Here is a 12,980-nt window from a genome sequence, read left to right on the forward strand (position 1 = left end):
GAAAATGAAAGAAATCAATAAGTTATCATGTCGCCATAGTTTCACAGGTACTCTGTTGGAATTGGCTCGTGAAGATAAAGATATCGTTGCTGTTACTTCTGATGCTACTGGTAGTGCTACACTGGGTGATTTCGTTAAGGCTCTTCCAGAACAGTTTGTAGAAGTAGGTATTGCAGAACAAAACTCAGTAGGCGTCGCTGCCGGTCTCGCTTCTTGCGGCAAAAAGCCATTCATCTTTGGTCCAGCTTGCTTCTATGTAGCACGTTCTTTGGAACAGGTTAAGGTAGATATGGCATACTCACAGATGCCTGTTAAGATTTTCGGTGTGAGTGGCGGTGTAGCTTACAGTCAGTTGGGTGCTACCCATCATAGTTTGCACGATATTGCAGTATTGCGCACATTCCCTGGTATGGAAGTATATCTGCCATGCGATTACTGGGAGACTCGCCAGCTCTGCAAAGCTTTGGTTAACCGCAACAAGCCTGCTTATATCCGTGTAGGTCGTAACGCTGTACCTGATGTTTACGATGACGAGAACTTCGGATTTGAACTCGGCAAAGCCAAGACCCTTCGCGAAGGTAACGATATTACCCTCGTAGGTTGTGGCGAAACCGTAGCTCACTGTGTAGAAGCTGCAGATCAGTTGGCTAAGAAAGGTATCAAGGCTCGTGTATTGGCATACCATTCACTGAAGCCATTCGACAAAGAAGCCTTGATTAAGGCTGCACAAGAAACAGGTGCTGTAGTAACGGCAGAGGAGCACAGTGTATACGGCGGTTTAGGCGGTATCTGTGCAGAGATTCTCGCTCAAGAATGTCCTACCAAGATGCGTATCCTCGGTGTGCCTAATGAGAACGTAATCCACGCTAAACCACAGGAAGTATTCCACTATTACGGTTTCGATTACGAAGGCATCATGAAAGCTGCTGAAGATTTGTTGAAGTAATTCTATCCTAAACGACTACTTCTATGAATTATATCATCTCTATAGACCAAAGTACATCGGCTACTAAGGCACTGCTTTTCGACGAACAATGTAAGTTGAAGAACAGAGCCTCTGTGGCTCATCAGCAACATTATCCTCAAGCTGGATGGGTGGAGCATGACGCTGAGGAAATATTCCATAACATGGTGCAGGCCATTCGCGAACTGTTAGAGAGCGAAGCTGCCAACAGTCAAGTTTCATTGGATACATTCCTGACTGACAACCATTTCTCTTTAGCTATCACCAATCAGCGCGAAACAGTCGTTGCTTGGGATAAAGCAACAGGTGAACCGATATACCATGCACTCGTATGGCAGGACACTCGCGGCACACACTATTGTCAGGAATGGCGTAAAGATGCCCACTTACAACAGTTGGTAACAGAACATGCCGGACTGAAGATAGACCCGTCTTTCTGTGGAAGTAAAATACGTTGGATACTTGACAACGTAAAAGGGGCTCGCCAAAAAGCAGAGCAAGGCAAACTGCTCGTGGGTACCATCGACTGCTGGTTAGTATGGAAACTCACCGAAGGTCGAGTATTTGCCACCGACTATACCAATGCATCGCGTACCATGTTTTTCAATATCCACACCCTGACCTGGGATGCCGATATTCTGAAAGCAATGGATATCCCTGCCGCTATTCTGCCTGAAACACGCGCCTGCGACGCCCTCTATGGCGAGACTACAGTAGCAGGACTATTTGAGCAACCTATACAGATAGCTGGTGTATTAGGAGATAGTCACGGAGCCCTCATCGGACAAATGTGTTTCGGAGCAGGTACTGGTAAAGTAACTTACGGAACAGGTTCCTCTGTCATGATTAATATCGGAGAAAAAGCCCAGAAGGCTCCAGAAGGTCTCGTTACCAGTATTGGTTTTACCCTGCAAGGCAAAACCTACTATGCTTATGAAGGTAATATATACAGCACAGGTGCTACTCTGAAATGGCTCACTGATCAGGTAAAACTCATCAACAGTCCGGTAGAAACCGAAGCATTGGCCAATAGTGTAGACAGCAATGGTGGTGTATACTGCATACCAGCCTTTGCCGGTTTAGGCGCACCATGGTGGCAAGATCAGGTAAAGGCAGCTATCGTGGGAATGACCTTTAATACAACCAAAGCACATATCGTACGTGCAGCTGTAGAAAGCATCGCTTATCAAGTAACCGATCTTGTGAAAGCCATGACATCAACCACCGGCATCAGTATCAGCGAACTCTCTGCCGATGGCGGTCCGACCAACAATCAGTTCTTGATGCAGATGCAAGCCGATCTGCTTGGTGCCGACATCGTATGCACCGATGTAGAAGATGCTTCAGCCCTTGGAGCAGTCGTCGTTAACGGATTTGCGCGTAAAGTGTGGTTACAAACAGACGAGGTTATCCGTCTAAAGAATATCACGAAGCGCATCAGCCCCGATGCAACTCATGATACAACCCAGGCTTATGCAGGCTGGAGACAGGCTGTAGAACATCTTATAAAGCAATAAAAACTATATACTATATACGAACAAGATATGAAAAATGGTAAAGTGTGTTTTGGCGTGATCATTGGTACTCGCGCCTACTTCAACTCAGAGTTGGCTAAAGACGTGAAGAAGCAGTTGCTCAAAGTGCTCGACGAACAGGGCTATGAGTATATTATCCTTCCTGAGGATGCTACTCCAACAGGAGCCAGCTCTATTGAGACCATCGAAGACGGTATCAAGAATGCAGAACTCTTCCGCGCTCATCGCGATGAGATCGATGGTATTATCGTATCTTTGCCAAACTTCGGTTACGAAATCGGTATTATCAATACGATTGCCCGTGCAGAATTGAATGTACCTGTATTGGTTCAGGCTTGTGACGATGAGAACGACAAGGTAGATCTCGACAGCCGTCGTGATGCTTTCTGTGGTAAGATTTCTGTTTGCAACAACCTTTATCAGTATGGCATTCCTTTCTCTCTGACATCTCTACATACATACAGTATCTATAGCGACTTGTTGGTTAAGGATATTAACAAGTTTGCTGGTATTTGCCGCGTAGTTAATACCTTACGCCACTGTCGTATCGGACAGATTGGTACACGCCCACTCGGTTTCAACACTTGTCGCGCTAGCGAGAAATTATTACAGCGCAGCGGCATTACTGTAGTTCCTGCAGACCTCTCTGAGCTTATTTTCGCTGCTCAGAAGATTGAGGACAATGATCCTGCTCTCATCCAGAAGCTTAAAGACATTCACGATTATGCTAAGGTGCCAGAGGCTTACGAAGACAAGCTCCGCACTCAGGCTAAATTTGGTGTAGCTGTAGAGCAATGGGTAAAAGATAATAAGGTAGACGCTCTAGCTTTACAGTGCTGGGACTCTTTGGAGCAGAACTATGGTTGCGCTCCATGTATCACCATGGCTATGCTCGGTGATATGGGTGTACCATGCGCATGCGAAACAGATATCGCCGGTGCTGTATCTATGTTGGCACTCCACTTGGCTTCAGGCGAGGCTGCTGCTTTGGCAGACTGGAACAACAACTTCGCTGAAGACCGCAACAAGTGCGTATGTACCCACTGTGGTAACTTCCCACGCGGCTTTATCGGCAACAGCGATCTGAAACTTACTCCATTAGGTGTACTCGGTCGTACTTTAGGTAAGGTACGCACTTTCGGTGCTATCGATGCCAAAGTAAGCGAAGGCGACTTCACCTTCTTCCGTATATCTACTGACGATGCTGCTGGTAAGATTAGAGCTTACGTAGGCGAAGGCGAAATTACCAACGAACCTTATGGTATGGATGGTTGTATCGCTGTAACGAAGGTAGACAATCTGCAGAAGTTGATGAAACATATCTGTCGCAATGGTTTCGAGCACCACGTAGCGCTCGTTCGCACCGATGTAGCCGACATTCTGCAGGATGCCATCGAGAACTATCTCGGATGGGATCTCTATGTACACGAATAATAAGCAAATATGACAAATCAACAAAACAGTGCCAACTCTACAGCGACATGGATATGGTATCCTGGCGATTACGAGATTTGGTTAGGTAACAAAGTCAATAATCGCCGTACAGACCGTGGTGCATTCTTTCCACCTTTTTGGAAACAGGATAGTCACTATGTCACGGTAGAGTTTAGCACGACCCTTTCTCTTGCAAAAGAAGAAACTGTAACTCTTGCAGCTGAAGGTAAATATAATATTAAAATCGACGGGAAGATGCTTTTTGGCATGCCTTCCCGTTTGGTGCTTCCTGCTGGTGAGCACAAACTCAATATTAAAGTGTGGAATCAACTCACTCCGCCTGCCCTCTTTGTCGAGGGAGAGACTGTCCATACCGATGGCACCTGGAAGGTGACCAATGAGGATAAAGAATGGATAGACGATTCGGGCAAGGCAAGTGATACCAGTGCCAGTGTCTATATGGACGCTGGTTACTGGAATTTCAACACGATAGACGAGTTGCCTTCGCAGTTTAAACTTACACGCCAACACCAAGAGCCGGTAGCCATGGAGCCTAAGTCTAACGGTAGACTCTATGACTTCGGCAAAGAGACCTTTGGTTATCTGCATTTTGATGGTGTCAAGGGCACAGGTATTATTTATGTATACTACGGAGAGAGTGCTGAAGAGGCTCAAGATAAGGATTTCTGCGAAACCCTCGACCAGTTTGAGGTAAAGCAAGACGGTACGATGGTCGATCTCCAATCGAATACACCTTTTACCGATGGTATCACACCGAATAACAAAGCCTTCCGCTATGTCTATATCGAATGTGATGATACCGTAACGGTAGACCGTGTAAGTATGGAATACGAATACCTACCGGTTGATATCCGTGGATCGTTTAAGTGCAATGATGAGGAAGTAAACCAGATGTGGAACATCGGTATCTATACCCTACATCTCACCACACGCGAATTCTTTATCGATGGTATCAAGCGTGATCGCTGGACATGGAGCGGTGATGCTTATCAGAGTTATCTGATGAACTATTACCTCTTCTTCAACAGTGAATGCGTAAAGCGTACCACCTGGCAATTACGTGGCAAAGACCCTGTAACCGCTCATATCAACACCATTATGGACTATACGTTCTATTGGTTTATGGGTATTTACGATTACTATCTCTATACAGGCGATGCTCACTTTGTAACCCAGATATACCCACGTATGCAGACGCTGATGGAGTATGTTCTCGGCCGAACCAACAGTAATGGTATGGTTGAAGGTCAAAGTGGTGACTGGGTATTCGTAGACTGGAGTCCAAAACCGATGTCTAAGCAGGGCGAACTCTCTTTTGAGCAGATATTGCTCTGTAAGAGTCTGGAGACCATGGCCCTTTGTGCTGAAATAGCAGGCGAAGGCGATGATCATCTTCGATTTGAACGTTTGGCTAATCATCTGCGCAAACAGTTATTGCCTACTTTCTGGGATGCAACACGTCATGCTCTGGTACACAGTGTACCATCAGACTGTCGCATGCCATCGACCGATGCTGCTATCACTCGCTATGCCAATATGTTTGCTATTTTCTTCGACTATCTCGATGAACAGCAGAAGAAAGAAGTAATGGAGCATGTTCTTCATAATGATGCAATCATGCCGATTACCACGCCTTACATGCGTTTCTACGAAATGGAAGCCATGTGTAAGATGGGCGAACAGGCTGACGTGCTCCGCCAGATGAAAGACTATTGGGGTGGTATGATTCGTAATGGTGCTACTACATTCTGGGAGGCTTATGACCCGAACGCTGAAAATCATCTCTCTATGTATGGTCGTCCATACGGCAAGAGTCTTTGTCATGCTTGGGGTGCCAGTCCTATCTATCTCTTAGGTCGTTACTTCATGGGTGTAGAACCTACCAAACCGGGATATGAGGAGTATGATGTTCGTCCTTCATTAGGTGGATTGAAGTGGATAGAAGGAAGCGTACCTACGCCTAACGGTGCTATCGTGCTTCGCATGGATGAGAATCGTATTATCATCAAATCGACAGAAGGTTTAGGACATCTGCATCTGCCAGGTCGCGATGTTATCGATATTCCTGCCGGTGAGATGGTATCTATAGAGTACTAAAAGTCATGAAGATATGAGTGTATTGAAGAGACCAATATTTTGAGATATGCAAGTATATTAGAAAGATAGAAAATCTCTGAAGCATACACAAGAAAAAAGTCCTGTTAGTTTTTCCCTAAGAAATACTAACAGGACTTTTTCTATATCATCGTTGTTTCCTATCACATTATAGTTCGTACATCAGATAGTGACTGTCGTGCATACCCAGACTCTGATAAACCTTCTGTGCCACGATGTTTTCCTTATCTACATAAAGTCTAAGGGCACCAGCATTATCATTCTCAGCTATAACGCGCGCAAACTCAAAAAGTTCACGAAACACACCTTGACGTCTGAATTCAGGATGCACGTATACCGACTGTATCCAGTAATATCGAGTATTATTCCAATCGCTCCACTCGGTAGTAAGCATTAACGAACCTATCGCCTCGTTATCTTCATTACGAGCAATAAGATAGATCGCCTTACTTTCATCCTCAATGGCATTTTTCACTCCCTCGCGTACGGTAACATAATCTAACTGGGTACCCTCACTCTCTTGCGCCATAGCCAACTGAAACTGTACCAATGTTTCCGTATCTTGTATTTCTGCAACACTTATCTGATACTTCATATTGCTGTTATATCAACTTTCTTTTTTAAAATTGCATGTTATCGGACGCAAAGATAACGATTTTATTTAAATAAACCAAGCAAAAACACTGGCACCGATCACCGTGAGAATACCCGAAACGACGATAGACAGACCGCTCATAGCACCTTCTATCTGTCCCATTTCCATCGCACGGGCAGTACCCATAGCGTGAGCAGCTGAACCTATGGCAATACCCTTGGCAATAGGTTCTTCTACATGAAAGAGTTTCAATATTTTATCGGCAAAAATGTTGCCAAACACACCTGTAAGCAGGATTACCACTACGGTAATAGATACGTAACCACCAAGCTCGTCACTGATACCCATACCTATCGCAGTAGTAATAGACTTCGGTAGGAATGTAACATAAGAAGCATGGTCGAACTGGAAGAGTAAAGCAAGAAGGAATACTGATATCAGGGAAGTAAGCACACCCGAAACAAGTCCTGCCACCACAGCTTTATAATTCTTCTTTAACAGTTCTATCTGCTGATACAAAGGTACAGCCAGGCAGATTGTTGCCGGCGTAAGCAGATAATCCAGAATACGAGCTCCATTACTATAGGAAGTATAACTCACACCACTGATGGCCAAAAAAGCTACGACCAGTACTACAGCAATCAGTAGCGGATTCATCAAAGCCCAACCGGTTTTGCGCTTGAGCCACATACCTAACCCGTATGAACCTAAACTTAAAAATACACCTAAAAAAACAGACTGTTCTAACATTGCCTTTAAAGCTGACACTGAAGCCAGCGCTACTATCGTATTCATTCAGCACTCTCCTTTCCCTTAGTTACCACCTGCTTGACTTGATTATTTTTCGCCTTACCTCTTCTTATGACATACTGGGTGGAAATACCTGCAGCCCCCATAACCAAGAAAGTGGTAAAGAAAGTAATAAAGATATACTGTACTAGAGAAGGACGGATAACCGCCCACGAATTAATTAATCCGGCAGCAGCAGGAATAAACATAACCGGCATTATCGCAATAAGAAATATGCTTGTTTCCCGAATATCTTTCACCTTAATCCACTTCTTCTGAAGGAAGACAAAAAGCAAGATTATACCATAAATACTGGCAGGAATAGGTAATGGGATAATATCATGGAGTACTTCACCGACAAAGGCAAAGGTAACGATAATCAAAAACTGAATTAAAAATTTCATATTACTTCAACTGTAAATGCACACTTGCAATATAACTCTCGATAATCTGGGCTGCATCTTCCGCCGAAAGACGACAACTGTCTATACACAAATCATAGTCCTTGGCATCGCCCCAAATCAAACCGGTATAATAACGATGATAAAATACTCGACGCTCGTCCATGAGATGATTAAACTCCATAGCTTCTTCAGCACTCATGTTTTCTTCTATCATCGTATTTTTGATACGTGTAGTCTCATCACCTTTCAAGAAGACTGACACTAAATCCTCACGATCACGGAAAATATAGTTACCGCATCGGCCGATAATAATACAGTCTTGCTGTCCTATAAGATCAGCCAACATATGAATGGCTTTCTGATGAACTTTACCTGCAGCATCAGCATAATCATAAGAAATGGCAAACATCAAATCGTCTACCGGGCGCTCATCAAAGAAGTCGTCCATCTCTGAAAGGACCCCCTTCTGCCTTGCCATTTCCTTGAGCGATTCACGCGTATATAAAGGAATATTGTAATGTTGAGCTAATATTTCCCCCACATGGAGAGCTCCACATCCACACTGTCGTGCTATTGTAATAATCATTATACCTTAATTTATGTTATTCTAAAATCAATCATGGTCTACAGTAATGCTTTAGAATGCTAAAGCAAAACTGTAAACACAAAACAAAGGTACATATTTTATACGATGCAGCCGAAGGCTTACATCATAATATAGTTTTTCTACCGGTATACATGATATGTATCAATAACACACATCAATTCTTCTGGTATATTACTTCAAAGCGATATTATAATTATAATACTGCGTATCGCCTGTAATATCCTTCACTACTTTGATAAATGGAGGGAAATTAACGCACTCCTGTGCAGCGACACCCTTGGTTTCGAGTATCATCAGATTATTTACAGGAGCAACGAATCGGTCGAGTTCAAAGTATTGTCCTTTCCATACAAAGCTACTACGCATCTTATGAATCGTCTGACGATAAGGATCAGCCTGTTGCAACAAACTCTCATAAAGATTATTACCAATTTGTCGCTCCGTTTCGATCTGCGAAGTAGCTGATATTTTTTTCTTCGTGGTAAGTACATTCACGACTTTGCCACCCTGCCAGCTACGTTTACGCATACGTACCTCACTGCCTGGCTCAGTTACAAGATAGGTTTGTACGATTTCGCTATCGATACTCTCTGGCATTTCACCTGTAAGTTCCACGATATATTTACGCTCTTCCTCGATAGGTTGTGGCAAACCGAGCACTCCTGAAATCTCCTTGATAACACGACGTAACTTAGTATCGAAATCATCGTGATTATTAATCACGCGATGATGTGGATGTGAACTCCACGCAGTAATCACTTTTTTGTCAAGCATACGAGCGATAGCCAAACCAGCTTCATCATTTTTCTCTACACGAGAAGAGTTGTTGGCTGTCGTATAATACTGTTCTGCACCATCAGCAGCACTAACCAAGTGGAGTACCGCATCATAGCGCTCATCACGAAGTTGAGCTGTTGTCGTACCTAAATCGTCCATAAGTTGTGCCCAAAGGCTTGGATCCATATAAGCCGAAATATCGAGTGCACCACGGTCGCAGATAATAATACTCTTATCACCATAAGCCTCAGCCATTTTCATAAACTTATCTTCAAGAGACAACTGCATCTCCATAGTAGCCTTCTCACCCTCATAGAAGAACTCCTTGTTGGTAGTAAGGTAATCCATACCACTCTGGGTAAAAATAGTAGGCACTTCGGGTATAGTAAACACCTTCCAGCCTAAATTAGAAAAGTGCTCAATAACTTTAACCAATGCTGTAGTCTTACCAGCACATGGACCTCCAGTAAGAACGATTTTCTTTATCTTCTCCATAACATGAAAAAAAATTGCTCGGCAAAGTTAGTAAAAAAGGTTGTAACTAAAGACAGATTTGAGAGAATTCAAGCAATTCTGTATATAATTGTACTGCTTTTCTGGCAACTTTTAGTAACTTTGCTTTCTAAATTGAAAAAATATGATAAGTAAAGACGGAATAGAAGCTGCATACTGCTTCATTCACCAGAAATATAGAGTGTATGCTCACTCTAACAGTGAAACTCAAAAGGATGAAATCGAATACGCTATCAGCAGTTTTGTTGAACAGATGAATCCTGAACTTTATGCAAAACTGAGTCAAGGTAATCGCGACTTCCTGCTCTCACATGCCACTTTCGCTGCAGATATGGAGCGAGCTGAAGCGATGCTCGAAACATTATTATAGCACCCAACTGGATAATATATAGTTCTCACAGAGAACGCTATGATGCAATAGTTCGTTTTTTTAGAAGACATGATATAAAAATAATACGATATTTTTATTATATTTGTAGCATGTAACCAAAACATTCAACCAAAAATAAAGATATGAAGCACATTCGCTATACTCAAACATCGCTTCTCGTCTTGGCGCTTACAGCTTTAGCTACACCTGCAAAAGCTCAATATAAAAAGATTATGCCCATAGACAGTGTCGCTCCAAAACATCAGATTGGTTCGGTAGATGTTATTGACGAAAAACGCATGAATAAAGGTTTGGTAACCAATACCTTACAAGCCATCAGCGGTCAGGCTGCCGGACTTAATGTGCAGACGGGTGCCGACCGTATGGCCATTCTAAACAGTGTGCGAGTACGTGGTACCACATCCCTGACTGGCGGCAATGCCCCACTGATCATCATCGATGGCGTATATAGCGATATCTCAGCACTCAATATACTCTATCCTGCAGATATAGAGAGCTTCAGTATTCTCAAGAATGCGGCAGAGACAGCTCCATATGGAGCACGTGGTGCTTCTGGTGTCATCGTGGTGACTACCAAAAAGGGACAGAGTAAGCAGTTTCATATCTCATATGATGGTAATATCGGTATTGAATCGGTCAGCGATAATATCAACATGCTCGATGCCTCGTCGTATGTGGCCACAGCACAAGCACTTGGTAAGGATTATGTAGACGGAGGATATAATACCAACTTCAGCGATGTTCTGACACGTACCGGTTTCGTACAAAACCATCATATCGCCTTCAGTGGAGGTAGCGATACTCAAAATTATCGTGCCTCACTGGCCTTAATGCAGGAAAATACCGTCATTAAGAATAATGGTTACAAGAACTTTGTAGCTAAAATAGATGTAAAACAGAAAGCGTTCGACGATTTGCTTACTATCGATTTGGGGGTAACAGGCAGTACACAAAAGAATAATGAGATAGACGATATACAGAAACTCTTTTACTCTGCTGCCGCACAAAATCCTACCTATCCTGCTGCCATGAACGCATCAGGTGGATGGGATCGCAATACCAATGCTTCACAGATCAATAATCCACTGGCAACCCTCTATCGAGAAAACAAAGACAAGATCATGAACTTCAATACCCATATGAAGTTCACTTTCCAACTTACACCGAGCCTCACCGCTACCCTTTTCGGTTCTTATTCGTATACCTCTGACGAGAACGATAACTTTAAGCCGACATGGGTATGGGCTCAGGGACAAGCTTCACGCTACGAAAGCAAACGGGAAGACTGGTTGGGTCATGTCATGCTCGACTATCAACATACCTGGGGCAAGCATCATCTCGAAGCCAAAGCCATGGCTGAATATCAAAGCAGCAATACCAATGGATTTGGTACACTGGTCAAAGGATTCGCCAATAACGTAGTTAGCTTTTACGATCTGCAAGCAGGTTATCTTATGCCGTTCGGAGGAACCACTGCCGACTATATAAACACGAGTCTGATGTCATTTCTGGGACAGGTAGACTATCGCCTAATGGATCGCTATACCCTATCGGTCAATGCGCGTGCCGATGGTTCAAGTCTCTTTGCCGACGGAAATAAGTGGGCCGTATTCCCTTCTGTATCGATAGTCTGGAATATGAAGCAGGAAAACTTCATGAAGCATATCGACTGGCTATCCCAACTCGATGTAAGGGCCGGTTATGGTATATCGGGTAATCTCGGTGGTGTTGAGGCTTATAATTCTCTCTCACTGCTTAATCCGTCTGGCCTGATTCCGTGGAAAGGAAGTATGGTTACCACCTATAATATTACTAATAATGCCAACCCTAACCTGAAATGGGAAAGTCGTGGTACTTTTAATATAGGTGCAGACATGGCACTGTGGAATAATAAGCTGGTACTCAAAGCTGAATATTACTACAGTAAGACTTGGGATATGCTTTATCTTTACGATGTGCCAGTACCACCATATCCTTTTAATAAGATGCTCGCCAATCTGGGTACCATGAGTAACCAAGGTTTGGAATTTGGTATCGGTTATACTCCGATACACAAGAAGGATATGGAACTCAATATCAACGTAAATATGGCATGGCAGAAGAATAAACTGTTATCGCTCAGTGGCGATTACGATGGTAACCACTTCACGGCGCCCGATCGTACGAGTATCGGTCAACTGAATGGTGCAGGATTCCATGGAGGCAATAACAATATCGTATACCAGATAGTTGGTCAACCACTAGGAGTATTCTATCTGCCCCACTGTGAAGGTTTACAAACCAATGCCGATGGTACCACCAGCTATAAGATAGCTGATTTGAACCATGATGACAAAGTAGACATCAGTGATGGCGAAGACCGATACATTGCCGGACAGGCTACACCGAAATGGACGCTGGGTAGCAATATTAGCTTCAGATATAAGCAGTGGGATATCGCTTTACAAATGAATGGAGCCTTCGGACATAAAATCTATAATGGTACGAGTTTAACTTATATGAATATGTCTTCATTCCCAGACTATAATGTGATGCACGATGCTCCGCTTTATCGTATACAAGACCAGACAGCTACTGACTATTGGCTCGAAAGTGGCGACTATCTTAACTTTGAACATCTCACTATCGGCTGGAATGTACCTGTTAACCAAAACCGCTTTATCAGCAGCATTCGTGTTGCCCTTAGCATTAATAACTTGGGTACAATAAGCAGCTATAGCGGGCTTACTCCAATGATTAACTCATTTGCCGTAAACAATACACTTGGTATCGATGACAAACGCTCATATCCACCTTACCGCTCATATAGTGTATCATTCGCCATACAATTCTAAT

11 protein-coding genes are annotated in these 12,980 nt (G+C 43.4%); 6 read left to right on the forward strand and 5 right to left on the reverse strand.

Annotation, left to right across the window (positions count from 1 at the left end; translation table 11 throughout):
• Window positions 1-4 precede the first annotated feature (4 nt).
• The 4 genes from L6469_RS13865 to L6469_RS13880 are packed head-to-tail and all read left to right on the forward strand — an operon-like array spanning window position 5 to window position 6,051.
• On the forward strand, window positions 5-946 hold the full coding sequence (locus tag L6469_RS13865) for a transketolase family protein (protein WP_006282173.1): 942 nt from the start codon (window positions 5-7) through the stop codon (window positions 944-946).
• A 23-nt stretch (window positions 947-969) separates the two neighbouring features.
• Window positions 970-2,481 (forward strand): FGGY-family carbohydrate kinase, encoded by a 1,512-nt coding sequence (locus L6469_RS13870; protein WP_006282172.1) that lies wholly within the window; start codon window positions 970-972, stop codon window positions 2,479-2,481.
• Window positions 2,482-2,508: 27 nt separating this feature from the next.
• Entirely contained in the window at window positions 2,509-3,933 is a 1,425-nt protein-coding gene (locus tag L6469_RS13875) for an L-fucose/L-arabinose isomerase family protein (protein ID WP_006282171.1), read from the forward strand.
• A 9-nt stretch (window positions 3,934-3,942) separates the two neighbouring features.
• Complete coding sequence (locus L6469_RS13880; RefSeq protein ID WP_006282170.1) at window positions 3,943-6,051, forward strand: amylo-alpha-1,6-glucosidase; 2,109 nt, start codon at window positions 3,943-3,945, stop codon at window positions 6,049-6,051.
• A gap of 166 nt (window positions 6,052-6,217) precedes the next feature.
• Here the strand turns inward: L6469_RS13880 and L6469_RS13885 are convergent, their stop codons facing one another.
• The 5 genes from L6469_RS13885 to L6469_RS13905 all read right to left on the reverse strand — a co-directional run bounded on the left by L6469_RS13885 (window position 6,218) and on the right by L6469_RS13905 (window position 9,736).
• Window positions 6,218-6,664, reverse strand: a complete 447-nt coding sequence (locus L6469_RS13885) for a GNAT family N-acetyltransferase (protein ID WP_006282169.1) — start codon at window positions 6,662-6,664, stop codon at window positions 6,218-6,220.
• A 66-nt stretch (window positions 6,665-6,730) separates the two neighbouring features.
• Complete coding sequence (locus L6469_RS13890; RefSeq protein ID WP_006282168.1) at window positions 6,731-7,459, reverse strand: LrgB family protein; 729 nt, start codon at window positions 7,457-7,459, stop codon at window positions 6,731-6,733.
• Window positions 7,456-7,857 carry a CidA/LrgA family protein gene (locus tag L6469_RS13895; protein WP_006282167.1) on the reverse strand — a complete coding sequence of 134 codons (402 nt, stop codon included), beginning with the start codon at window positions 7,855-7,857 and terminating at the stop codon, window positions 7,456-7,458. The genes L6469_RS13890 and L6469_RS13895 overlap by 4 nt, the downstream gene beginning before the upstream one ends.
• Window position 7,858: 1 nt before the next feature.
• A complete protein-coding gene (locus L6469_RS13900) occupies window positions 7,859-8,443 on the reverse strand; it encodes an AAA family ATPase (protein ID WP_006282166.1) in 585 nt (194 codons plus the stop codon).
• A 192-nt stretch (window positions 8,444-8,635) separates the two neighbouring features.
• Window positions 8,636-9,736 carry an AAA family ATPase gene (locus L6469_RS13905; protein WP_006282165.1) on the reverse strand — a complete coding sequence of 367 codons (1,101 nt, stop codon included), beginning with the start codon at window positions 9,734-9,736 and terminating at the stop codon, window positions 8,636-8,638.
• Between the two features lie 142 nt (window positions 9,737-9,878).
• Between L6469_RS13905 and L6469_RS13910 the strand changes: the two genes are divergently transcribed.
• A complete protein-coding gene (locus tag L6469_RS13910) occupies window positions 9,879-10,124 on the forward strand; it encodes a hypothetical protein (RefSeq protein WP_006282164.1) in 246 nt (81 codons plus the stop codon).
• Between the two features lie 143 nt (window positions 10,125-10,267).
• Window positions 10,268-12,979: a SusC/RagA family TonB-linked outer membrane protein gene (locus L6469_RS13915; protein ID WP_074803264.1), complete on the forward strand. Its 2,712-nt coding sequence runs from the start codon at window positions 10,268-10,270 to the stop codon at window positions 12,977-12,979.
• The last annotated feature ends 1 nt before the right edge of the window (window position 12,980 follow it).

The sequence above is a fragment of the Segatella baroniae B14 genome, from assembly GCF_022024235.1.
In the GTDB taxonomy this organism is placed as follows: Bacteria; Bacteroidota; Bacteroidia; order Bacteroidales; family Bacteroidaceae; genus Prevotella; species Prevotella bryantii.